Raw genomic sequence first — 24,939 nt, forward strand, 5'->3', positions numbered from 1 at the left:
GAGCTTTATTATCGTCTTCAAACTAAACCTTCGATTGAGTAATCTTTTCGCTCAATTCAGGCATGAAGGGTCGCTGGTAACAAAAGTATTACCTAACCAAGTATTGGCGGTGCAGCTTGGATCATCGGGGGAGTAAAGGTCAAAAATCCCATTGTTTAGCGATGAGTTAGATAAAATGTTATTGCCACTAGCATTTGCATCCTCAATAGATATTCCATAATCCGTATTATCGCTAACGCTATTTATAGTGACTGTATTGCTATCTGCATTATCAATCGCGATGCCGGTTAGACTGTTTGTTACTACATTTTGAGATATAAGGTTTGAATCTGATTCAAATGTTAATATGCCTTCACCTGCACTCTGATCGATAATGTTTGATGTAACTATGTTGGAGCTGCCAGGAGGTTCAATAGATATACCAACACCAGAGCCATTAGTGTCAGAGGTGTTGGTGATTATATTGCCAGAAACACTATTTGAAGACCCCTCTATTTGCACGCCAACGTTATCCATACCATCAACAGTATTTCCGAAAACCTGGTTGAAATCATTGTTTTCAATTCGTATACCAAAGTTAGAGTCTGGGACGTTCGACTGTATCTGAACACCGGAGATAAAGTTGTGATCGCTTCTAACAAATAATGCAGTTGAGGTAGGGTTAACAATATCAATGTCGATAACCTGGTGGGATCCATCCCCTAATAATGTAATGCTATTATTACAATTTTCAACAGTCCCAGAGCTTATGCTTGCAGAAAAGCCACGAAGTTGTATGCCATTATTTGCTGTGAGTGGGCATGTAACGGTAAAGCCATTCATATTAAGGCCGCCTAATGGGCCCTCAATTAGGAATGCAAAATTTGTAGTGCAATTTAAATCTTCAGTTAGTGTTTCCTGTGTAGTGATAACGCCTCCGCAGGTAACGGCATAGCTATTAAGAGAGGTTGATATTGCGGCGGTTGTTAAAAGGATGTAACAAAGGGCTATTGTTAGTTTTCTCATAGGGTTTGTACCATGTCAGTAATTATTGCGGATACCTTAGATAGGCAGTTTTTTAGTCCGGGTGAATCTCGTGAGGATAGATCAGTGTTCCCCCTGTAATATTTAGTTGTTTTAATGATTTTTAATAATACTTAATTTAAATGATAGAGGAGGGCTTAAGGGCTATTTCTAATAATGAATTTATTATTACGCATTTAAGTGGGATGTTTGTCTGTTCTAGGGCGCTATTTATTGTTGGGGTTGTTTAGGTATAGACAGGCAGGATGGTTGAAGTTTTTATCTCTTGACATACAAAGCGATTCACACTTCGCGTTGCGACTTCTTGAAAGGTCTAGACATCCCTACGCAACAACGCCTTGATTGTTGACCGCTCTGCATGGCAAGAGGCATCACGGAGCTATTCAGAGGCTCCCTGATTATTTATGCTATTTGTCAGCCAGCGATATACTACTCAGCTATTGCTTGTACATTAGGGAGTGTGAATGTAATCGAGTGAATATTTAGTCCAGACAGTTGGGATCGTTGGTTGTAGAGATGTTGCCAATCCAGTTGTTCGAAGATGTGCAGTTCGGATCATCAGGGGAGTAAAGGTCGAATATACCATTGTCATTGGCTGTATTAGATAAAATGTTATTGAATTCTGCGCTAGTTCCCTCGATCACTATGCCATAGTCAATGTTATTGTCAGCTTCATTGCTGCTTACTGTATTGCTGTCACTGTTATTGATTCTGATTCCAGTGGTGCTGTTCGATATACTGTTTTGGGATATGAGATTTGAATCTGAACTTACAGATATTCCCACATCTCCATCGCCATTGAGAGTGTTGAGTATTCTCGCTTTACTGTCACTGATTATAGTGTTAAGTAGGATTAAGTTGCTCCCTCCATCGGAATCAAGAGCTATGCCAAAATCACCAGGGTTAAGAATTTCATTTCCGGTGACTGTATTGCTTCGCCCCTCTATATATATTCCTGAAAATCCCGGGAACTCTAGAAAATTTCCAGTGATCTGATTGAGGCTTGCGGGATTAGCTGTTTCTATGCCTATTGCATATTGCGTACCATTAAAAGGTATCACGATGCCGGTAACAAAATTACTGTTACTTTCAATACGTACGCCCACACCTACAAGATTGTTAATCTCAATATCACTGACAAAATGAACACCATCTTCCGTAAGTGCTATTGAGTCATTGCAATTGTCTATTACACCATTAAACAGGCTTGCAGCTAGCCCTGTTAGATAGATGCCCTCATGTAATGGTTCTATACAGGTAACAGTAAACCCATTTAAGTTCAGCCCGCCACCGGGGCCGTCGATTGTGAGGGCTGGATTGGTTTCGCAAGAGAGATCTTCTGTGAGGGATTCCTGGGTAGTAATCGTGTCGCCACAGCTCACAGCAAAACTGTTTGAGGCTAAAGGTAATCCAAGGGTAGATAATAGACTGAGAAATAGCGTTAAATTGGGCTTCTTCATGGGGTACTCCCAGGTCGATAAACTAAATTTTTATAGATGGCATATGTTCGGGGGGGGAATAAGTGAGTTATTCCGGTTGATATTCTATCGAATTTATCGGCTTTGTTTTCTGTTTGTTAATAATATATATAAATCAAAGGAAGAGGTTTAGTTTCTGTTGTAAATATGGGGCTAAAGTGGCATGTGAAATCACGCCTTCCATTGCTGTTTCTGTATGCGAAGTTGGGCGTCTTATATAGGTGCTGGCCAGAATTTTGGAACCAGATCGGTTTGATGCGGGTAAAATTTTTTTTTATTTCTAGGAGGAATTTTCCCTTTGGTATTTAACAAACTTGGCAATGAGTGTAGGTGCTTTGTTGGCGAGCCCGATTGACGCAAGAAAGGTTATAGAAAGTGCAATGAGAAGAATGGAATCTAAAAAGATATCGTTGGGGAATCCGTCTTGAAGAATTAGATAAAAAAGGAATAAAGGTATTGACCAGACAAAGCCGTGAATCATTAGCGAAAAAGCGTAAAATTTAAACCCTATAGTTTTACTTTTCCGTGTGAGAAAGCTGATTAAATCAAAAATTACAGTTAGCTCGACAAAATAGAGAGCAGGAAATATTGCAAGATAATAATCTTGGTATATGAATATCATCCCAAGAATAATGTAGTAGATATGATGTATTTGATTAAATCGACTTATCTGTAAGAAGATTATCTCAAACGCATACATTGATACGCCATACAGCAATGCAAGTCGAAAAAATCTGGTTGCGCCAATTTTGCCGATACTTTCGTATTCTTGATATAGTGCGATAGCGCCAAATATGACTAAAATAGTGTACAAAATTAGCTGGCATACTTTATCGATGTTGTCCTTTGAGCTGCTCTTAATAACTATGTGAAGAGATTTATGAATGAGAAAAAAAGTAATGATGAATGCGGAAAAACCAAAGATGACGGTGAAGCTGTTAATCATCGCCTAATTCTTCAAGACTCTTTTAGAAAGGTGTAACAGCTATTTAAGTTGGGCATCTACATGATCTATATGGAAGTTAATCTGCCAGCTTTACCTATCTTACTTAGATGGCTTTCTTTAATGAGTGGGATTAGTCGCCAGCGAATAGAGGGTATACCTTTGAAAAGTAGTTGAAAATCAAAGTATAGGGCAATTCAGGTGTTGGAGAGCCTATCTCTGAAGTTAATTGGGGGGGGTAGAGTCAGTGTTTAAACATTGAGTTACTTTTGGAAGTACCCTGAATCCTAGATTGGGGCCTGTGAAAGTTTATTGTGCACTTATTTTTTTAGACATTGGCCGGCAAAGGGCCGGCCAATGTTTGCTTAAGGGTTATTCAACCGAAGATCGAATCAAGTAGTCAAATGCGCCCAGTGCCGCAGTTGCACCTGCACCCATAGAGATCACTATCTGTTTGTAGGGGACAGTAGTCGCATCGCCGGCGGCGTAAACGCCGGGGACTGAAGTTGCGCCGCGCTCGTCGATCACAATTTCGCCCATGCGATTCATCTGCACATCGGTTTCTTTAAGGAATTCCGTATTGGGTACCAGGCCAATCTGTACGAAAATACCAGCCAGGTCGACCTGCTTATTTTCACCACTCTCTCGATCGGTATAGGCCAGGCCGTTCACTTTGTTACCATCGCCGAGGACTTCAGTGGTTTGGGCATTGACGATAATATCGATGTTGTCCATTAACTGAGCCTTGCGTACCAGTACCTCGTCTGCACGTAGTTTGTCGGCGAACTCCAGTACGGTGACGTGCTCGACGATTCCGGCGAGGTCGATCGCTGCTTCGATGCCCGAGTTGCCGCCGCCAATAACGGCTACACGCTTACCTTTAAAGAAGGGGCCGTCGCAATGGGGGCAGTAGGCTACACCCTTGGTGCGGTATTCGGCTTCGCCGGGAACCCCCAGTTCCCTCCAGCGGGCACCGGTAGCCAATACTACAGAGCGGCTGGATAGGGTCGCACCGCTTTGTAGTTTGATATCTACCATTTCATTGCGTCGCAAGTTGGCTGCGCGTTGGTCGGTAATGATATCGACACCATACTCTTTAACATGTTGCTCAAGGCTGGCTGCGAGCTTGGGGCCTTCGGTGTAGGGTACAGAGATAAAGTTCTCGATGCCTACGGTATCCATTACCTGGCCGCCGAAGCGTTCTGCCACTATGCCAGTGCGAATGCCTTTGCGAGCGGCATAAATAGCAGCCGCTGCGCCCGCTGGGCCACCCCCTACCACTAAAAGATCGTAGGGTGCTTTTTCATTCAGTTCTTCAGCTTTACGCTCGGCTGCGCCGGTATCCAGTTTTCCAACAATCTCTTCGAGGGACATCCTGCCTTGGCCGAAGTGTTCACCATTGAGGTAAACCGCAGGTACAGCCATAACATTGCGCTTTTCAACTTCCTCCTGGAACAGGCCACCGTCGATCATTTCGTGAGTGATGCTTGGGTTGAGGGTTGCCATCAGGTTTAGCGCTTGGACGACATCCGGGCAGTTTTGGCAAGAGAGCGAAATATAGGTTTCAAAGTGGAATTTACCCTTGAGGCTTCGAACCTGCTCCAGCAGTTCCGGGTCTGCTTTTGAGGGATGGCCCCCGGCTTGCAACAGTGCCAGTACGAGTGAGGTAAATTCATGCCCAAGGGGAATACCGGCAAAGCTAACCCGGGGTTCCTCTCCGGCAGGAGCAATGGCCATACTCGGCGTGCGCTTGGCTTGACTCTGCTGTGCAGTAATTTTGTTGGAGAGTCCGGAGATTTCATCTACCAGCGCTTCCAGCTCTTTGGATTTTTCACTGTTATCTGTGGACACACGAATCTCGATCGGCTTGACGATATTCTGCAGGTAAGTGTCCAGTTGTTTTTTCAGGTTTGCGTCCAACATCGGTGTGTCCTTTCTCTAACAATTTAAGGCTTGGTTGTGGCCCACCTTTTGATGGGCTGGGTCAGAGGTGTTTGGGTTAAATCTTTCCTACCAGATCTAGGGAAGGGGCTAAGGTCTCTTCGCCTTCTTTCCACTTGGCCGGGCAGACTTCACCGGGGTGAGCGGCGATGTACTGGGCAGCTTTGATCTTGCGCAACAGCTCGCTGGCATCGCGGCCGATTCCGCCGGCAGTGATCTCGACAATTTGGATACGGCCTTCCGGGTCGATTACAAAGGTGCCGCGATCGGCGATGCCTTCTTCCTCGATCATCACACCGAAGTTGCGGGTGATGGTGCCGGTGGGGTCGCCGATCATCGGGTATTGGATTTTGCCGATGGTGTCGGAAGAGTCGTGCCAGGCTTTGTGGGTGAAGTGGGTATCGGTAGATACGGAGTAGATCTCAACGCCCAATTTCTTGAACTCTTCATAGTTGTCCGCCAGATCGCCCAGCTCAGTGGGGCAGACGAAGGTAAAGTCTGCGGGGTAGAAGAAGAATACGGCCCACTTGCCTTTAACGTCGGCGTCGCTGATATTGAAGAAGTCGCCGTTTTGATAAGCCTTGGCGCTAAAGGGTTTCAGCTGGGATTCGATGTAACGTGACATGGATAGCTCCTTATTCATCACTGTCTTGTCGGTCGTTGTTTGGAAGTGGGATCTATACTATCGGTCGATGCCCTTTGATAAAAATTATTAATGTAAATACGTGTGATAGCTTTTGGCAATCGTTGTTGGCTATTTGATTGATTGGGTGTTTAGCCGCTACTTAATGGCTTTGGCAAAGCGACAGCCGTTAGGTGAAACCTTATCGGCGCATCCTGATGTCTATTGAGCCGCAAAGACGACATATAGAAGTGTTGATCGAGGTCTATACCCTCAGGCATCAAAAAAGAGTTGAGTCGTAAATCAGCGCACATTAGCAATAAGTTAGAAGTGCAAGCCCGGTTCTGTTGATCTGGGTAGTGCCAGCGGATGTGAGGTTAAATGTTGCCGCTATGAATCAGAATGTGGTGCATGTCACGGTGGTAGGTGTCGGTCTGCCTGGGGAGTCAATCGGATGGCTGCATTTGTCTCAGCTAATGAATATGCGAAATGTAGTGGTAGATGCGATTGTTGAAGAGTATTGGCTTTCCAGGGATGTCGAGTCATCTGAAAAAGGGATGGTTTTCCTAAATGAGATGGCAAGGCTAAAAGCTCAGTATGGCGATTTCAAAACTTATTCCTCGGTGGAGCAAATACCTGATGGGCATCCCTCCTTAAAAAATTTGGTAGTTATCTCGGTGAGGACTCCACACACGAAGGGGGTTTTTGAATCGGTAGTTAATAAAAGATATAGGAATATATACCTTGAAAAACCTGGTGCAGACTCGCTGGAAAAGCTGCGTGAAATGGAAAGGATCGCCGACAGAAACAATGTAAATGTTGTTGTTGGCTATCAAAAGCATATCGCAAATTACGTGGATAGAGCCGAGAGGCTTAACGAGCAATGGAAGTTGAAGTCCAGGAGTGTCGGATTCATTCATCACAACCCGCATCCGGAAGCCAACCTGGAAAGCATTTTTAGGCAAAATTCCGAGGGTATGCTACTCAACCAGTGTTGCCATGAACTTGAACTCTGTATAGCAAAGTGGAACCTTGCTCCTCACAACATTACTGATGTAGTAGTGAATCGAGATGAAACCGTGCAGAAGCGCTTCGGTGATATCGAGGACTTCAAAAAGCTGTCTTTTACGCTAAAAACTAATCTGGGAGTGAGTTTCTCTTTTCTGGCTACCCGTTGTGAAGGTGTCGAAAATTGCATAGCGATGCGAAAAGGCCTTCGAGGTGACCCTGTTTTTATTCGGCAGGCCATGGAAGATGTCCGTGATCGGGCACTTGAGCTTACTAGAAAAGAAAAGGGAGGGGTGTGGTATTGCTACTTGTTTGAGCGAGATTATTACAATCTGAAAAGGCTGTTTATTGAATCCATTCTAGATAGCGATGATGAGAAATACTTGAGCCTGCCGCGACTGCTTCATGCATGTGGTGTTCTTGAATTGGCCGCAGCGATAGAGCCCTCTATTAAGGCTCAATTAAGAGAAGATGAAAGCCATCATTCTATCGTACAAATTTCAGATACTATTTGTCAGGCTCCAACAAACCAAAGAATCTGGTACCACCATGGACTCTTTAATCCTGGTAATAAATTCCTTATAGAACTCCTAAGACCGCCGCAGAACAGAATTATTTGTTGTGTTGATGACAAGGTATGGGAGCTCTATGGGAAGGGTATTACCGAGTGGCAAGAGTCCATGGGGGTTGAGTTCATCCCGATAGTTATGAAGGGTGGCGAACAGTCAAAAAATATTAATAGTCTTATCAGTATGATTGATGAGATATGGAAGGCAAATCCTCTTCGTTACAGGGAGCCAATCTTAGCTATGGGCGGAGGGGCGGTAACCGATACGATTGGGTTTGTCAGTGCGGTGTGGCGACGCAATACACCCTGGATACGTATTCCAACGACTCTAATGGGAATGATTGACTCCTCTATCGGCATTAAAGTCAGTGTGAACCACAATATTAAGAATGGGATTGGTGCTTTTCACTGTCCCTTGCATACCATTATTGATCCCTCCTTCTTGAAAACTAATCCACAGCGGGTATTAAAAAGTGCAATTGGTGAAATGATTAAGGTTGGAGTGGTATTCAATAAGGATGTGCTCGATACCTTGTCAGCTCAGGGTGCCACTCTGTTGGCAAATAGTTTTTTAGAACCTGATGGCCTGCCGGGAGATGCATCCTATAAACTGCTGATAAATTGTATTGATGCCATGCTGGATAGTATTGCGGGAGACTTAAAAGAAGAGAACCTATCCAGACCAATGGACTTTGGACATACGTTATCCCGCTGGTTGGAGCGTGACGAGGCTTTTAGGTTGATGCATGGTGAAGCTGTGGGCATTGATTGCTTGTTTACTTCGCTGGTAGCTGAAAAAATGGGATTGATATCTAAGGCAGACATTGAGTTACTGTTTGGAATTTACGTGCAGCTGGGACTTGCAGCTAGCGTCAAAGGGCTGAACCTGGATGTATACAAGACGGCAATAAAACAGATCTCAATCCATCGCTCCGGTACTTTGCGAGCGCCTCTCCCGTCCCCTCTAGGAAACTGTATTTGGGTCAATAAGATAGAGGCGAACCATCTGGAGAGCGCTTGGTATGACCTGCAAGAAAGGCTTACTCGTTATCCAGAGCTCATATTGGACCCTGATGAAATAGCAGAGGAGGAGTATTTACCTAAGCAATTAGACTTGACCAGTCATCAAAGCGCTAAAAAACTACCATTGAGAAGGCTGCGCTGGGGATTTATAGGCTGTGGAAGAATAGCAAATGATTTTGCACTAGTCCTCGATTACCTGGATTCCTCAGAAGTGTTTGCTGTAGCTTCCAGGGATTTTAATAGAGCGAGAGAGTTTGCGAATAGTCATGGAGCAAGTAGGGCTTATGGCAGTTACCTGGAACTTGTTTCTGATCCTGATATTGACATTGTCTATATTGCAACTATCCCCGAGTTACACCGACAACATGCTGAATTAGTATTAATGGCAGGTAAGCCTGTTCTTATTGAAAAACCTCTGGCGTTAACAGTTGAGGATGCTGTAAGGATTAAAGAGCTCGCCAATAAAAAACAGCTGTTTTGCATGGAAGGGATGTGGATGAGATTCTTCCCTGCTATTAAATACTGTAGAGATATTATTAGTCTTGGAAATATAGGTAAGGTAAGCCAGCTTCGTGCAGATTTGAGCTTTGACCTGCGCAAGGATGAAGGGTTGCAGTCCCCGAAATGGAAGGTGGGAGCTGGTATGGATGCCGGTGTGTATCCTGTTCACACGGCGCTGATGGTGTTGGGTAGGGGGATATTAGACCTGGAGTTCTCTGGGGTGCTGGATAACTACGGTTTTCAGGAGGATGGTGCCGGGCTCATTTATGCGCACTTCGATAGTGGATCAACAGCTGTAGTTTCCTGGAGTCATCTGGTTGAGGGTGCGGAAGAGTTGGAAATCTATGGCACAGAAGGGCGGATAAAAGTGTTTGCCCCGGCACATTGTCCAACTAGGGTGTCAGTGACGCGGATCACTGGTGATCGAAGGACAGATAATGAGACTAAGTTGTACGAATTTCCGTTACCGAGAATAAGAGGCAGGTTTAATTACCCAAATTCTGAAGGGCTTTATTATGAGGCACAGGCCGTTCAGTTATGTATTGAAAAAAACTTCATGGAATCACCGGATCTTCCTCTTGCCGATTCTATACAAGCAATCCGAATGATTGAAGAGTGTGATAAATATATCAAAAGAAGGGCTGCGTGAAACGCAACATCTATTGGTTTGGATTGCTGTCATGCTATGGGGCTCTATTTTTACTGGGCTTTGTAGAGGTCTATAAAGCTCCAATTTATCCAAAAATTTTAGATTTTTTTTCTGTTTCCCCAACAAAGGGCTCCACCTTTTTCTTCCTGTCCACTTTTTCTGCCTTACTTATGACTTTGTCAGGGGCTCTCTGGGTGAAAAAATCAGAGTGATCTCTGGGTTAGCATTACTCGTAGTTTTTATGGGGTAGGGTCGGTACTTTCAGGTATTTCTGGATATTTGTACTCGTTTACCCTGCTTATTCTGGGCAGCTTCCTCTTTGGTTTGGGTGCCGGAGGGAGCATGGTTTTGATTAATGTGGCAATCCCCCTTTTTGTGCCTGAAAACTTAACTCGTCAAGGTTATTGTGGATTACATAGTACCTATGGGGTTGCCTCCATATTGTCTCCTTTGTTACCTGGGTTGTTATATAAATTTCACTTTGGATGGGAGGGCGGTTTCTATTTGTTTGGGGGGATAGCTGCAAGCATATTATTTTTTATCTTGTCTGGATTAATAAGAAGAAAAGGAAAACTGAGGAAAAATGGGAGTTCTTTTAACCCTGGCGCCTATAAAGAGACAAGCCAACGAGATAAAGAACCGAAAGAGTGGTGGATCGCAATTGGTGGTGGGTTTATTGTTTCTGCCTACAATGGCGCTGAACATATATTGGCGAGTAGGATGGTGCTGTTTCTTGAAGCTAGGGGAGGGCACTGGGCCGTTGAGGCGGATATTTTGCTTTCAATCTTTTTCGGATTGCTTTGCTTAGGGAGAGTGGCCTTCACTTTCATTCTACTGAAGGGAAGTGCTTTTTTCTGGTTGATAGTCTCCTTTTTATCGACAGCGGCCATATTCTCTCTGGGCTACTGGGTGAGTCCACTATGGTTTCCAGTATGTGGATTGACACTATCCTACTTGTTTCCTTATGCCATGGAATGGTTGACACATTGTAGTAAGAATCCCCCTTTTACAGTTTCATTCTCCTTAGGTATGGGGGGAATTTTTTTGATTCTGGCCCATGCTTTGGTGGGGTGGTTAGATGAAAGTTACGGAATACAAACAGCAATCTTTGTAGTTCCTGTGTTCCTCTTGGGAGGAGTTGTATGCTGCTTGCTTTTGTCACTTATTGCGAAGCAAAGAAGCCATTAACACCGATTTGCAGTATTTGATTAACGACAATGCCCGCCAAAAAGGCGGGCAAGGCCAGTTCCAATCCTGTGAGGGCTTGGGAAGACTTAAATTTTGCCTACCAGATCGAGAGAGGGGGCCAGGGTTTCCTCACCTTCTTTCCATTTCGCTGGGCAAACTTCACCGGGGTGAGCAGCGATGTACTGGGCAGCTTTGATCTTGCGCAGCAGCTCACTGGCATCGCGGCCGATACCGCCAGCAGTAATTTCCACAATTTGAACACGGCCCTCCGGGTCGATTACGAAAGTGCCACGGTCGGCAATGCCTTCTTCCTCAATCATTACACCGAAGTTGCGGGTAATGGTACCGGTAGGATCACCGATCATCGGGTACTGGATCTTACCGATGGTGTCAGAGGAATCGTGCCAGGCCTTGTGGGTGAAGTGAGTGTCTGTGGAGACTGAGTAGATCTCTACACCTAGCTTCTTAAACTCCTCATAGTTGTCTGCCAGATCGCCTAATTCAGTGGGGCATACAAAGGTGAAGTCGGCGGGGTAAAAGAAGAATACGGCCCATTTACCTTTGACGTCAGAGTCACTTACATCGTGAAATTCGCCATTTTGGTAGGCTTTGGCGTTAAACGGCTTGAGTTCGGATTCGATATAGCGGGACATGGTTAGCTCCTTATTGGGTGCCTGGCTCTTAACGTTGATGCTGTTTATGCTATTGGCTGGCAATTAATAATAGAAATTAACAATTTAAATATCTGAGATAGTTTTCTGCTATCTAGGCAGCCTGGCGATAATTTAGTCTGCAATCCGTACCAATTTGAGGTCGCTGGTTACATCGGGGATACTCGGGACCAAAGTATTAATACCCATCCATCGGGTATGGGTAATTTTTCACAAGGCGCATCTATGCGATTGATTCGGTTGCTTAAGCATGATCTGGCCCGCGAGGCCGGAGATTGGGTTGAAGACGGTGTGATCAGTGAAGCTCAGGCTGAGCAGATCTGTGCCCGCTATGAAGTGGATTACCACCGGGCGCAAGAAAGAACACTTGGATATCGTATTTTGATTGGGTTGGCCTATCTCTTTATCGGGCTGGCGGTGATTACATTGATTGGGGCCAATTGGGAGGAAATCCCCAGAGCGCTGCGAATGGGGGGGCTGATCGCTTTGACCTTGGTGACCCAGGGAGTGGCGTTTAAGGTTTACCTATCTGGAGACAGGAAAGCCGGAGAGGGCTTGTTCTTGTTGGGCAACCTGTTTTTTGGTGCGGCGATTATTTTGATCGCACAGATATACCATTTGGGCGAGCATATGCCAGATGGTATTTTCTGGTGGGCACTGGGTAGTTTGCCATTTGCTTTAATTACCCGCAGCCCGTGGATCGCAGAGCAGTCCTTGCTCTTGGCTTTGCTTTGGTTCTTCCTGGAGTCGAGTTTAGGCTTTTACCCCGCCCTGTTCCCAATTTTCCTGCTGGGGGCCCTCTATATCCTGTTAAGTGGTCGTCCGAGCGTGATTCTCTTGCTGACCTTTATCTTTGGCTTAGGTTTTTGGCTGGAATTTTCCCTGTCAGAATTTTGGCGTTTGCAGGATGGGAAATTTAGTGCGGATATTTATCCAGAGAACCTTGCTGTTGCAGTCTCGCTCTTTATCCTGATGTATTGCTTTGCCCATTGGTTGGCAACTCGCCCGTCGGCGGTAGCCAAGGACTACGCAGCAGTAATCTCTATTTGGTGCCTTCGGTTTACTTTAATTGGCTTACTGATTTTTAGCTTTGAATATCCCTGGGAGGAGATGATAGAAGCCCCCTGGAGTCACCTACCTTCTATGTGGGCGGTAGTGGGGACTATGTCTGCTGTGTCGATAGTGTTGGCGCTGCTGTCTCAGAGGTTGCTATTCGGACTGGGGTTGTGCGGTGTTTTTGCGGCAGTACTTGCGTTCGTAACGAATGCCAGCTCCAGTGACTACGCAGTTTGGTTACAAATTTTCACAAACTTCGCCCTGATTGCCTGTGGAATCTGGTTGATCTTCAGGGGTATTCACGATGGTATCTCACACTACTTCTTCCTCGGAGTTATGGCGGTCCTGTTGACGGCTCTGCTGCGCTATATTGACTTGATTGGCGACTATATAGGAGCTGCTCTCCTGTTTATTCTCTTCGCAGTTTTATTGCTGGCAGCAGCCAAGTATTGGAAATATCACCAGGCGGGGGGAAGTTTGCGATGAAACGTAGAGTTGTGATTGGCCTGGTTGCCGCCATTGGCGTGCAGTTTTTTATACTGATAGGAATGTATATTAAGGCTCAAATGCCGCTGTGGACGGGCCAGCCTGTTTCAGTGAAAACTGTTCCTGTAGACCCGCGCTCATTGTTTCGCGGTAACTATGCACAATTAAATTACCCCTTTTCCACTTTAGATAAAGCCTTGTTTAAAGGGCAGGGACGGCTGCGTCAGGGGGAGGTGGTTTATGTGGGCTTAGAAAAGGGGCCATCCGGATTGTATGACCGCGCCTCTGTCAGCCTTGAAAAACCACAGGGCGGAGTCTTTATTCGAGGGCGGGTAGCAGGCCAGAATTTTTGGAATTCATCAGATAGCTACCGGATTCGCTACGGTATTGAAGCCTACTTTGCTCCGAAGGAAAAAGCCCTGGATCTGGAAAAACAACTGCGGGACGGTGGCGTGGCCGAATTGATGATTTCTGTGGATGGGCGAGCGAGCTTGAAGGTTGTCAGAGGCTCAGGAAATCAATAGGCAAAGGGAAAAATCAGGAATGGAAGCGATTGGTCCGGCACGGCGCAGCCTGCCGGTTTTCTTTTTTTTAATGGATATTCAACTGGGCTGTCTATTGCTTGCAGCTCTGGGTCTCTACCTCGTGCCAATGGAAGTTTCATTTGTTGGTGATACGGTATGGCTGCAACTGCTGTTGGGATTGTTAGGCGCTATTGTCACATTTGCGGTAGTACTGACATTAGCTCGTTCTGAGACGCTATTTGGGAAAATGCTGCGGCTCCACTGTACTCAATTGACCCCGCTATTTTCCAAGTTGTCCCCATCACAGATGGTATGGGTTGCTTTAGCTGCGGGTGTTTGTGAGGAGCTGTTGTTTCGTGGTTTTCTACAGTCTTGGCTCTCCCAGCTCAGTACGCCATTCCTCGGTTTATTGGGTGCATCACTGATATTCGCATTACTGCACTGTGTTTCCTGGGTGTACTTCTTCCTTACCTTTATGATTGGGCTTATTTTAGGCATTTTCTACCAAATGTCCGGGGGCTTGGTGGGGGCGATTGTTTGGCATGCGGTATACGACCTTTTGGCAATTTTCGCCATAGTGCACTTTCCCCATTTGCTCGGATTAAAAAATCAAGTCTTAAAGCGAGGGTAAGTAGCCAGCTTTGGTCTGGAGACCCGCAGAGATATTACGGAGTTACTCGCGGGCCCCTAGATCACGGCAACGATCACCACTAGTACCAGGGAGGCCGTTAGGATAAAAGCAATAAGCGCTAAGAGCCCGTCTCGAGCTGCCAGCGACAGCCCAAAAATGGTGAGAGCGAGACCAGCAGTTGAGGCAGAGAAGGGGATTACTTCCATTATTGGCAGGGTCAATGCAATAAAAATGCAGGTTCCAGCAATAGCGTAGGTGCCATATCGGCGCACGATAAAATCCATCCGTGGCTGAATCCAGCGGTCGGCAAACCGGGCGGGCTTTTCCATCCAGTGCAGGGCATCCATCAGCTTTTCGCTGGATATGGAGCGGTTGATCAGCCACTGTGGAAGCCAGATATAGTTGCGCTTCATCAGCAGCTGTAGGGCAAAGAGTAGTAGCAATACGCCCATCGCGGTAGACATTCCGGGAATACCGCTCAGAGGGGAAAACAGGATCAACCCGATAAGGATAAGGAATGGGGCAAAGGATCGAAGCCCCACAGCCTCAATAACATGCTGGATGGAGATTTTCTCCTGCCCCTGACTTTTCTCCTCAATATCCTTCAGCAGCTGGCCCAGTCCTATGATTTCTTGTGTCATGGTTGGAATTAGTTGCTGTGTAGTTTCTTTGCAAGATAATCTACTGATAAGAGGGCTGGAAACCGGGTAGTCTCTACGAGCTATCCGGTTCCAGAGATATTGTCGAGCATAGCACTGTGACTGGCTTTTCGGCTAAAGTCAGACAGTTTTTCATAGGAGATAAGCTGTCTGACGTCAAACTAAACGGATAGAGATCGGCTGTTGGCGGAGGATTATGCCTGCCATCATTTTCTGTTAGATTATTGTCGATGGCGGGTGTGCTTATTTCGGCTAATTGAATTTCGATGTGGTTTCTAGTTGATACGGAATCCTTAGGCAGTCTATTTAGGTACTGAGCCACTCGACTACCTCGATAAACTACTAAAAAAAGGACGGTCACAAATGGATGCTGTTGACCAAACAAAAGGGAATCCACCAGTTTTTCTTTTATTAATTGGTACTCAGGTTGTTTGCTTGTTGCTGGCCCTTCTGGGCTTTTATCTGGCTTCACTCAAGGTAGTGATCATTGGTGATAGTGTAGGGTTGCAAGTAACAATTGGTATCATTGGTGCAATGGCTACCTATGGTGTGATGTTGTCGTTAACTCGCTCAGAAACGACCCTTGGCAAGTCAATGCGGCGTCAATCGATCGCCTTGATTCCGCTATTTTCACGATTGTCTTTCTTTCAGCTGCTGTTGATTTCTATTGTAGTCGGAATTTGCGAAGAGCTTTTGTTTCGGGGTTTTTTGCAGTCCTGGTTGTCAGAGCTTAGCTCGCCATTGTTGGGGTTATTAATTTCCGCAATTGCATTTGCGCTACTTCATTTCTCATCGTGGACCAATTTCTTTCTGACTTTGGGAATTGGTGTGGTTTTAGGAGTGGTTTACCAAGTGTCCGGAAGCTTATTGGGAGTGATAATCTGGCACGCAGTCTACGATGCAATTGTCCTTATTGTTTTGACTCAATATCCGCATTGGCTAGGGATTAAAATAAAAGAATAACCGCAAAATTCGGGAGCGATTTACTTGTTTTAAGCTCCCGAATTTAACCTTTGGGGTTTAAGGAGCCTCCCAGATTCGCCGAGACATTACGGAATTATTCAGAGGCTCCTTAAGAATTGAATAACTCATCCAAACGCAGGGTCTCAACCCCTGTTCGTTCTTGTCGACTTAAATAAACCATTTTTTTGGCTACTTCACGCCCCTCAATGGGCCTATAACGTCTTAGCCCCGGCAGCATACAAATTACTGGTAGGAGGATGCCTCCGATTTTCTCACCGGGTCGGGTATTTGCACGATCTCCGAGGAGTAGGGAGGGTTGCAGTATACTGATGCGCTTAAATGGAAGTTTCTTGATTTTCTCTTCCAGCTCACCCTTCATACGTAAGTAAGCACTGGCGCTATTGGCATTGGCTCCGCTGGATGAAACCAGTAAGTAATGGCTGACTCCTGCCTCCGCTGCCAATTGGGCCGCTTTGTATTGATATTCAACGTCAACCTTGTGCTGAGCGGCTAGGCTGCCGGCTTGCTTGCGAGTGGTTCCCAGGCAGGAAAATAGAGTATTTCCCTGAAAAAGAGGAGCAGCCTCCTCCAACCGATCAAAATCGACAATATGATTATGTATTCTTTGACTTGCAGTGGCTTTGGGGCGTCGAGTGAGGGTAAGTACTTCATCAAAGACTTCTTCACCAGCCAGTTGCTCTGTGAGATGGCCACCGATAAGGCCCGTAGCTCCGAGGATAATGGCTCTTTTGCTCATTGGAGGTTGATTTCCATTGGGTAGATGTTCGCAAGGCTAATAGCGTACTTTAGCGCAAAGATGTCTATGTTTGTTAAAAGTTGCCAGCTGGAAAGGGTGTCTGGTGAGCAAAGAAGGCCGAAGCGTAATTAACTGAGGGAAATCTAACTCTGGGATTCCTCAGTAATACTGGAGGATACAAAAATTCTCTATCAGATTGTGGATGTTCAATAATTGTTCACTGTGCAGATCCTTGCTGCATCTCATTGCGTCGCATGGGCATGCTGTCGATACGTTGAAAAATTTCGACGGCTGAGAATTTATCGGCTTTATACTTTACTTCCCCATCCTTCCCTATAAGAAGTACTTGCATTGCTGGTCCTTGCAGATATTTTTCCCGTACATTTTTAGCAAAATTGTCTGTGACTTTACCGGGAAAGTTAGTCTCAAGGGTGTCGTTAGAGAATAGGAACCATATCAAGTTTCTCTCTGCAAACTGCGGCGCTAACTTGAGTAATTCATTGATTGTGCTATTGGGATCTTCCGGGATATTCAGTAATAGAATGCGGTTTTTCCACTGGAAATCTTTTAGGTCGTTCACCGTAGATCCCTGGGCGAATGTAGAAGAAGTCAACAGAACCAAGACAAGCACAATGAACTTATGCATTTACTAATCTCATCTATTAGTGTGATCTTAGGGGGCTCAGTAGGCTATCCAATCACTAATTCAATTTTCCGGTGCTTGGATGTCCTTTAAGCATAAGATATGAGCTGCCAGTTACAAGGCAGATGATGATCCGTATCCACAGTGAAAACTGACTAGTCAAAAGGCGTGTAAATGAGCGAGTGGTCTAGGCTCTAGGCGGGAGTATTAAAAATATATCGCAAGCTAATTAGGTTCTGAAGGATTACCTGAGCGGCTCGGGTGTCGAGTGAATTACGCAGTATGGCTAAACAGAGCGGCAAAATTACACGAGATCAGTACTTGGGGTTGGCTGCATTAGTTCTCGCGGCCTTCCTTATTAGTAATGACTATACCGCTTTTGCCCCCGCACTACCTGCCATCGAAAGAGAATTCAATGCAGACATAACTAGCTCCCAGTGGATCATTAACGGCTACGCCTTGGTTTTTGGTGTTTTCATCATAACCGGTGGCCGCTTGGCGGATATCTATGGCCGCCGCAGAGTATTTATGATTGGAGCGGGAATATTCGTTTTCTTTGCCGTGCTGGGTGGCTTGGCAATGGATATGTGGATGTTATTGATATCCCGCGCATTGATGGGAGTGGGTGCGGCATTGATGTGGCCGTCCACTTTGGCAATGACTTTTAATTTGTTGACCTATGAAAGGTCAGGGTTGGCGGGTGGTATCCTGATGGCCACCTGTGGGTTAGCGAATGCAGCTGGACCAGTTTTGGGTGGGGTGCTCGCAGATTTTTTCAGTTGGCGATGGATTTTCTTCGTTAATATTCTCCTCACTCTGGCAACAATGCTGGCTTGCTGGTGGGCAGTGCCCCCCGATAAACCTCGTGACACCGAGGAAAAAATAGACTTCTTCGGTGTGCTACTACTATGCACCTCGCTATTTTGTTTGCTTTTTGCACTGGATGTCTCCGCGGAAATTGGTTTCAAGCATCCTGTGGTTATTAGCCTGATCGTTGTGTTCCTGGTGTTGCTCTGCCTGTTTACCATCGTGGAGTATCGAGTTGGTAAAGATGCCCTGATTCCCCCTGATATTGCAAAGAACCGGAAGTTCCTAGCGGTAGGTGTTACGACACTCCTAATCTCGGTAGTATTCCTATCGGCAATTCTCTATGTCCCCCAATTTTTGGCGAATTTTCGTGGTTACTCAGCATTTCAGGCCGGTTTATCTTTGGTCCCTTTAATGGTTGTATCTGGGCTGGTTGCTATTATCTCCGGCCGCCTCTATGAGCTAGCTGGACCAAAATTACTGGTCTCATTAGGTATTTTGGGGATGAGTGTTGGAATGTTCATGCTTTCGAACCTGACTTCGGACACGGGTTTTCTGGATATGTGTCCGGGCTTGGTCGTGTTGGGAGTGGGTATTGGGCTGTTCAATCCATCCAGTACGACTGCGGGTATTACGGTGGTGGAACCTCACCGTGCCAGCTTGGCAGGCGCAATCCTCTATATGTTTAAAATTGGTGGGGGTGCGGTTGGTTTGGGTATGAATGCTACAATTATCGCCTTCGCTCCAGATATACCTACGGGTATAGATAGAGCTTTTACAGTAAATGCCTACCTAGCCTTGGTTGGCCTGATTGTTTGCATGTTCTTTGTGATCGGCAGGCCAGAGAGCCAAAGTGGAGAGCTTTCTTGATTGCAAGTGAAGTACGTCTCACTTATTTTGTGTCGTAGATCTCTTTTATCTAACTGAAGTGCTTTTTTCAAAATTTATCCATTCTTTGAGTTTTTGTGAGATTTGAATTTCCTCACATCTGATTAGCCCTCTATTCAATACAATGCCGCAGCTCAAGGCCCTGTTGTGCCTGGGTTTATTGTGGTCCTGTTCCAGGTTCTCTGGCAGGAATTGATAGTTTAGGGTTGGGTCGGAGGTAGGCCACATGTTCAGAATTCTTCAGATTGTACTTTTCTTTCTGTTGGCCAGTACTGGGCATGCTCAGACTATTGATAGAGATGATATCCGTGGCCTGGATGAGCAGATCCAGGATGTTAAGAAAGATGTAATTGATCTCACTGCTGAGTTGTCACAGCTGGAGGAAAAGCTCTTATTTCCCTCTAATACGCAGGTAGCTCTTTTTGTCTCAGTGGCTGATGAAAAGCCCTTCGAGCTGGAGTCGGTTGAGGTCACATTGAATGGCAAATTAGTTGCCCATCATCTCTATACTTACCGGGAAATTGAGTCCCTGCAAAAAGGTGGGGTACAAAAAATATACACTGGCAATATGCAAGTGGGTGGGCATCCATTAGAGGTTAGTTTTCTCGGTAAAACCCCATCAGGAAAAGAGTATCGGGCTACAGCTTCCTACACCGTGGAGAAAGCAGTGGGTCCTAAATTTGTCGAGATTAAGGTTCTGGGAACCGAGTCCACGATAAACTTCAAGGACTGGTAATCATGCTCAGGTCCCTGGTAAATGTGTTGTCCTGTCAAACCAGGATGATGCTTGGTGCTCTATCCCTTTGTTCTTTGACTGCTCTCCCCGCTGCAGCGGCGACTGAACCGCAGGAAGAACTTAAAGACCTGTTTTTCGGTGCGGCAATGTTTCATGCCCATCAGGAAAGTTATTTTGATGCGATTGTGGCACTGGACACAGAACTTGCTCAGTATCACCGCTTAGATCAGCCCGAACTCGATCCTTTCAGTGCGCACTTGGGGCAAGCTGAGTTTTCGGTGGGTGACTTGGAATTGTCCTATCGAATGCACAGGGAGGCTGGGCGGGCTATTGAGGCTGTACTGCAGGGAAATGTTTCCCAGCCGGTGCGCAATGAAGCCGCGTATCGACTGGCAAAAATTCACTATCACAAACAACAGCCGCGCAACGCCTTACACGCCCTGGAAATGATTGACGGGCGGGTTCCCGAGAGGGTCCGTGCAGATGAGCAGTTTTTGCGTGCTCGAGTCTATATGCAGCTCGGTCGATTCGAGGAGGCCATAGAACTGCTGCAAGACCTGAAAGGTGAAGAGTCGCTAGAGGGCTTTGTTTCCTTCAATTTGGGTATTGCCCAACTGAAGGCGGGAGAAGAGGAGCGCGGTGTTCTGGAGTTGACTGCACTGGGAAGAAAGCGCAGTTCAGAGGCAGCCCTGCAGGCCCTTTACGATAAAACCAATCTTTTATTGGGCTCCCATTTAATGGAGCTGGGCAAGCTGGATATGGCGCGCCCCTATTTTGATCGTGTAAACCTCGATGGCCCTTTTTCAAATAGGGCGCTGCTGGGTGCTGGCTGGGTAGAGGCCCGCGCGGGTCGCTATGACCGGGCACTGGTGCCCTGGAAACTGTTGCAAGACCGCAAAGGCACCAGTGAGCCAGTGCAAGAGGTCATGTTGGCGGTGCCCTATGCCTATGGCAAACTGGATGTCCACAGTACCGCTGCAATTAACTACGGCCGCGCATTAGACGCGTTCGGGCGCGAGATTGATACCCTCACTCAGTCTATTCATAGTATTCGCAAAGGTAAGTTCCTTGAGGCGTTGCGTCGTAAAGAGGCTACCCAGGTACAGAACTGGGTAGTGGCCTTGCGCAATTTACCGGAAGCTCCCGAGACCCATTACTTACTCGACCTGATGGCATCCAATGACTACCAGGAGTTTCTGCGCAACTATCGCGACCTCAACGATTTATATGAGCGCAATGAAGAGTGGCTAAAAAGCCTGACAGCCTACGAAGATATTATTCGTATTCGCCGCAACTATTACGAACCCCTGTTGCCGGAGCTGGACAGGCAATTCCGTGAACTCGATGCCCGTATCCAACTGCGGATGGAGCAGCGCGATCAGTTTGCCAATCGTATAGAGCAGATGCTGATCTCCCGCCGACCAGAATACCTGGCAACGGCCGAAGAGCAGGAAGCGCGATTGAAGCTCCTGGAACTTAGCGGAAAAATTGCTGAGCATCCCCAGGGCTTTACTGAAACTACTTTGGAGCGGGTACAGCGGCTCAAAGGTGTTTTGGACCTGCGTCTTTCCTTTGAGTACGACCAGCGTTTGACCGAGGCCTACAAACACCTGGCGGAATTAAACCAGGAGATCGAAAGTCTAAAGTCTGTTTACGATTCCTTTGTGCGCAGTCGCCAGGCGGCAACTCACAGCTATACCGGTTACGACCGCGATATTACTCGTTTGCGCGCGCGTATCCAGCAAACCCAGCGGCGACTGAAAACCCTGATGGCGCGCCAGGGCACCATGCTTGAGGCATTGGCAATTGCTGAGTTGGAACGCCGTCGCGCGCAGTTGGAAAGTTATCAAATTAAAGCCCGCTTCGCCCTGGCAGACAGCTACGACCGCGCTAATGAGCTGCAGGAGCAGCGTGAAGATGAATTCAAGGTAGAGCAGCACAAAGCACTGTTGGAAGAGCAAATCCCTGAGGACAATCCGCCGGAGATGGAGCCGGTGGAGGAAGAAGAATCAGCAGAGGGAGGTGATTCGTGAGTAAGTTGCTCAAATCTAAATCTCGAGCTGGTATAACTCTCAATCGTGCCGTCGGTCTTCTCTCTGCACTTATAGTGCTAGGGGGTTGTGCGGGAAATAGCGGCAAGACCATCGGCAGCCTCCAAAATGTCGAAGTAGAAATTAAGGAAGAACATATTGATGGCAGCCTGGAGAAGGCACTGGCCAGCTACCAGAAGTACTTGCAGGAAACCCCTGAATCCAAGCTGACTCCCGAGGCGATGCGCAGGATTGCCGACCTGAAAATCAAGCAGGCACACCGCGCTGAAGATGCAGAATTCGATAACCTTGCTGGAGTAGCTGCTGGAAGCGGGGCGGTGATCTCTGTCGATGCGTCAGAAGCTATGGCTGAAAATACCCTGGATGCTCCAGAGACGTCAGCGCCGGTGGCGAAGGTAGAGCCGGTAGTGACTGAGGCGCAGGCCCCTGGAGTTGTCGAGTCTGATGAGGAGTTTGAAACCCGGGCTAGTGGCAGCATAGAAATAGCTGCAGATGAAACCCCGCTTGAAGCGCCGGGCGTTGATTCTGAAGAGATGATGTCAGCCAATGCCCGCGAGGCCATCGATCTCTATATTAAATTGCTGCAAAAGTACCCCCTGTATCACCGCAACGACCAGGTGATGTATCAGTTATCCCGGGCTTATGAAGAGGCAGGAGAGATTGATGCAGCGGTGGATGTATTGCGCCAGCTGGTGGCCAACTATCCGGACTCGCGACATATCGATGAATCCTGGTTCCGGTTGGGCGAATACTATTTTACCCGCAAGAAGTTTCTCGATGCGGAAGAGTCCTACGGAAAAGTTATCGATATTGGTGTGATATCCAGTTTCTACGAGCTTGCCCTGTATAAACGCGGTTGGGCGCTGTTTAAACAGGATATGTATGAAATGGCCCTGGATGACTATATCGCTATGCTGGATTACAAAGTCTCCCAGGGCTATGACTTCGACCAGCAAAACAATAAGGGTGAGCGCAAACATATTGACGATACTTTCCGTGTGGTCAGCTTGAGTTTTTCTTACCTGGAAGGCCCTGATTCGGTTGTCGATTACTTCACCCGCAAGGGCAATAGAGATTACGAGTTCCGGGTATACAGCCAGCTGGGTGAATATTATTTGGAGAAGCGTCGCTACCAGGATGCGGCAAAATCCTATATTGCGTTTGTTGATCGAAACCAGTTACACAGAGTATCTGCGGATTTCTCAATTCGTGTTATTGAAATCTACAGTAAAGGCGGCTTCCCCAAGCTGGTGCTGGAAGCGAAGAAGGATTTCGCCACTACTTATGCGCTTAATGCCGATTACTGGACTGTCTTCGATATTAATGAATACGGAGAGGTGGTTGCCTTCCTGCAGACCAACCTGATCGACCTCGCCGGGCACTACCATGCGGCTTACCAGAATAAGAAGTTAAAAGATAAGAAGGCCGAGAATTATCGCGAGGCGATTCACTGGTATCGAAGCTATCTCGATTCCTTCCGGGAAACTGAGCGCGCACCGGAAATCAATTACCAGCTTGCCGGATTGATGCTGGAAAACCGGGATTTCCATGGTGCAGCTCTGGAGTATGAGCGCACGGCCTATGAATATCCTGCGCATAAGGATTCCAGCGAAGCAGGCTACGCAGCGGTTTACGCTTATCGCGAACATCTGGCTAATAACTTAAAAGATGCAACGGATGAGCAGCGTGCACCACTATTGCGGGAAATTATCCGTTCATCGCTGACATTTGCAGCCACATTCCCTGAGCATGCCAAAGCCCCTCAGATCATGCTTGGAGCGGTGGAGGATCTTTACGGGTTAAAAGACTATGCCCCGACGATCGCCAATGGCCGTTCACTGTTGGAGCAGTTCCCCACTGCGGAGCAGGAGATTAGACGTTCTGCCTGGCTGCTGGTGGCTCACGCTTCTTTCGATACTGCGGCCTTTGCGGATGCAGAAATTGCTTACGGTGAAACTTTGATACTGACTGCCCAGGATGCAAAGGATAGGGCGGGTCTGGTAGATAACCTGGCGGCTTCTATCTACCAGCAGGGTGATATGGCCCGTAAGCAGGAGGATCATGCAACCGCAGCGAGTCACTTCCTGCGTATTCGAGGTGCTGCACCTGGCGCGACCATTCTGGCTACGGCGGAGTACGATGCTGCCGCATCATTGATCGTGCTTAAGGATTGGGTACAAGCGGCAACGGTATTGAATAACTTCCGCAGTCACTTCCCGGAGCATGAGCTGGCAAAAGATGTCACCAAGAAGTTGGCAGTGGTTTACCAGGAGAGCGGTGAGCTGTTGCTGGCAGCTGCAGAATTTGAGCGTATTGAGCGGGAATCCGAGGACGATGAAATACGCCGTGAGGCCTTAACCCAGGCGGCAGATCTTTATGCAGCGGCAGAAGATAGCGCTAAAGCGCTGTCTGTTTTGCGCCGCTACGTTGATTATTTCCCCGAACCCATGGAGCCGGCGCTGGAGACCCGCCAGAAAATTGCCGATATCTACAAAATGTCCGGGAATCAAAAGCTTTATATGGCAGAGCTTCGTGAACTGGTGAAAGTTGAGTCCCGCGGTGGTTCCCAGCGCAGCGACCGCACCCGTTATCTCGCAGGTAATGCGGCCCTGCTATTGGCTGAACCCAGCTTTGAGGCTTTCACCCAGGTGGATTTGGTTGCGCCTATCGAGAAAAGCCTCAACCTCAAGCGCAAGCGTATGAAAACAGCCTCACGTGCATTTACTGACCTGATTGATTATCAGGTGGCCGATGTGACCGCGGCGGCAACCTTTTACCTGGCTGAAATTTATCTCCACTTTAGCGTGGCCCTGAAGGACTCTGAACGTCCAACCAACCTGAATGCCCTGGAGCTGGAAGAGTATGAGTTGGCATTGGAGGAGCAGATTTATCCCTTCGAGGAAAAAGCCATTTCTGTTCACCAGAAGAATGTCGAGTTGCTAGGCGTCGGTATTTATAACCCCTGGATTGATAAAAGTATTGGCAAGCTTGCCAATTTAATGCCCGCTCGCTATGCACGGGCGGAAGAGGCTGGTGAGTATCTCCAGACTATTGTACCCCTACCGCCAGAGCCGGAATTGCCCTCAGCGGGATCAGCAGTTTCGGGTCAGTAATAGCAGGCAT

Annotated in this window: 19 protein-coding genes; 11 read left to right on the plus strand and 8 right to left on the minus strand. The window is 47.0% G+C overall.

Features of this window, described 5'->3' with window-relative positions:
* Positions 1-51: 51 nt before the first annotated feature.
* From ACJJI6_RS01630 to ahpC (ACJJI6_RS01645), 4 genes are all read right to left on the minus strand, one after another.
* Entirely contained in the window at positions 52-1,005 is a 954-nt protein-coding gene (locus ACJJI6_RS01630; RefSeq protein WP_444941319.1) for a right-handed parallel beta-helix repeat-containing protein, read from the minus strand.
* Positions 1,006-1,505: 500 nt separating this feature from the next.
* The gene (locus ACJJI6_RS01635) at positions 1,506-2,483 is read right to left on the minus strand and encodes a right-handed parallel beta-helix repeat-containing protein (RefSeq protein WP_413662582.1); all 978 of its coding nucleotides are present in this window, start codon (positions 2,481-2,483) and stop codon (positions 1,506-1,508) included.
* Between the two features lie 1,333 nt (positions 2,484-3,816).
* Positions 3,817-5,367 (minus strand): alkyl hydroperoxide reductase subunit F, encoded by a 1,551-nt coding sequence (ahpF, locus tag ACJJI6_RS01640; protein WP_475712292.1) that lies wholly within the window; start codon positions 5,365-5,367, stop codon positions 3,817-3,819.
* 76 nt (positions 5,368-5,443) lie between these two features.
* A complete protein-coding gene (gene ahpC / locus ACJJI6_RS01645) occupies positions 5,444-6,010 on the minus strand; it encodes an alkyl hydroperoxide reductase subunit C (protein ID WP_475712293.1) in 567 nt (188 codons plus the stop codon).
* A 389-nt stretch (positions 6,011-6,399) separates the two neighbouring features.
* Between ahpC (ACJJI6_RS01645) and ACJJI6_RS01650 the strand changes: the two genes are divergently transcribed.
* The 3 genes from ACJJI6_RS01650 to ACJJI6_RS01660 are packed head-to-tail and all read left to right on the plus strand — an operon-like array spanning position 6,400 to position 10,944.
* Entirely contained in the window at positions 6,400-9,756 is a 3,357-nt protein-coding gene (locus tag ACJJI6_RS01650; protein WP_475712294.1) for a Gfo/Idh/MocA family oxidoreductase, read from the plus strand.
* Complete coding sequence (locus tag ACJJI6_RS01655) at positions 9,753-9,968, plus strand: hypothetical protein (protein ID WP_475712295.1); 216 nt, start codon at positions 9,753-9,755, stop codon at positions 9,966-9,968. The genes ACJJI6_RS01650 and ACJJI6_RS01655 overlap by 4 nt, the downstream gene beginning before the upstream one ends.
* 13 nt (positions 9,969-9,981) lie before the next feature.
* On the plus strand, positions 9,982-10,944 hold the full coding sequence (locus tag ACJJI6_RS01660; RefSeq protein ID WP_475713431.1) for an MFS transporter: 963 nt from the start codon (positions 9,982-9,984) through the stop codon (positions 10,942-10,944).
* Positions 10,945-11,030: 86 nt separating this feature from the next.
* On the opposite strand, the gene ahpC (ACJJI6_RS01665) is transcribed toward ACJJI6_RS01660, so the two are convergent.
* Positions 11,031-11,597 (minus strand): alkyl hydroperoxide reductase subunit C, encoded by a 567-nt coding sequence (gene ahpC, locus ACJJI6_RS01665; RefSeq protein WP_413662577.1) that lies wholly within the window; start codon positions 11,595-11,597, stop codon positions 11,031-11,033.
* A gap of 243 nt (positions 11,598-11,840) precedes the next feature.
* Here ahpC (ACJJI6_RS01665) and ACJJI6_RS01670 point away from each other — a divergent pair, with 243 nt between their 5' ends.
* From ACJJI6_RS01670 to ACJJI6_RS01680, 3 genes are read left to right on the plus strand one after another with little or no spacing between them, the layout of a single operon-like run.
* On the plus strand, positions 11,841-13,157 hold the full coding sequence (locus ACJJI6_RS01670; protein ID WP_445354610.1) for a DUF2157 domain-containing protein: 1,317 nt from the start codon (positions 11,841-11,843) through the stop codon (positions 13,155-13,157).
* Positions 13,154-13,681, plus strand: coding sequence for a GDYXXLXY domain-containing protein (locus tag ACJJI6_RS01675; RefSeq protein WP_475712296.1), 528 nt, complete (start codon positions 13,154-13,156; stop codon positions 13,679-13,681). Before ACJJI6_RS01670 ends, ACJJI6_RS01675 begins: the two co-directional genes overlap by 4 nt.
* 19 nt (positions 13,682-13,700) lie before the next feature.
* On the plus strand, positions 13,701-14,312 hold the full coding sequence (locus ACJJI6_RS01680; protein WP_444897824.1) for a CPBP family intramembrane glutamic endopeptidase: 612 nt from the start codon (positions 13,701-13,703) through the stop codon (positions 14,310-14,312).
* A gap of 56 nt (positions 14,313-14,368) precedes the next feature.
* On the opposite strand, the gene ACJJI6_RS01685 is transcribed toward ACJJI6_RS01680, so the two are convergent.
* Complete coding sequence (locus tag ACJJI6_RS01685) at positions 14,369-14,953, minus strand: exopolysaccharide biosynthesis protein (protein WP_282932146.1); 585 nt, start codon at positions 14,951-14,953, stop codon at positions 14,369-14,371.
* A gap of 381 nt (positions 14,954-15,334) precedes the next feature.
* Between ACJJI6_RS01685 and ACJJI6_RS01690 the strand changes: the two genes are divergently transcribed.
* The gene (locus ACJJI6_RS01690) at positions 15,335-15,934 is read left to right on the plus strand and encodes a CPBP family intramembrane glutamic endopeptidase (protein WP_475712297.1); all 600 of its coding nucleotides are present in this window, start codon (positions 15,335-15,337) and stop codon (positions 15,932-15,934) included.
* Between the two features lie 109 nt (positions 15,935-16,043).
* On the opposite strand, the gene ACJJI6_RS01695 is transcribed toward ACJJI6_RS01690, so the two are convergent.
* The gene (locus ACJJI6_RS01695; RefSeq protein WP_475712298.1) at positions 16,044-16,691 is read right to left on the minus strand and encodes an NAD(P)H-binding protein; all 648 of its coding nucleotides are present in this window, start codon (positions 16,689-16,691) and stop codon (positions 16,044-16,046) included.
* 217 nt (positions 16,692-16,908) lie between these two features.
* Positions 16,909-17,337: a DUF4174 domain-containing protein gene (locus ACJJI6_RS01700; protein ID WP_444911124.1), complete on the minus strand. Its 429-nt coding sequence runs from the start codon at positions 17,335-17,337 to the stop codon at positions 16,909-16,911.
* Positions 17,338-17,616: 279 nt separating this feature from the next.
* Between ACJJI6_RS01700 and ACJJI6_RS01705 the strand changes: the two genes are divergently transcribed.
* The 4 genes from ACJJI6_RS01705 (at position 17,617) to ACJJI6_RS01720 (ending at position 24,929) form a co-directional block, all read left to right on the plus strand.
* Positions 17,617-19,011: an MFS transporter gene (locus ACJJI6_RS01705; protein WP_444907812.1), complete on the plus strand. Its 1,395-nt coding sequence runs from the start codon at positions 17,617-17,619 to the stop codon at positions 19,009-19,011.
* Positions 19,012-19,255: 244 nt separating this feature from the next.
* Positions 19,256-19,765, plus strand: coding sequence for a hypothetical protein (locus ACJJI6_RS01710; protein ID WP_475712299.1), 510 nt, complete (start codon positions 19,256-19,258; stop codon positions 19,763-19,765).
* Between the two features lie 2 nt (positions 19,766-19,767).
* Entirely contained in the window at positions 19,768-21,798 is a 2,031-nt protein-coding gene (locus ACJJI6_RS01715; RefSeq protein ID WP_475712300.1) for a tetratricopeptide repeat protein, read from the plus strand.
* Positions 21,795-24,929, plus strand: a complete 3,135-nt coding sequence (locus tag ACJJI6_RS01720) for a tetratricopeptide repeat protein (protein WP_475712301.1) — start codon at positions 21,795-21,797, stop codon at positions 24,927-24,929. Before ACJJI6_RS01715 ends, ACJJI6_RS01720 begins: the two co-directional genes overlap by 4 nt.
* Positions 24,930-24,939 lie beyond the last annotated feature (10 nt).

It is taken from the genome of Microbulbifer maximicatervae (SeqCode), from assembly GCF_056232625.1.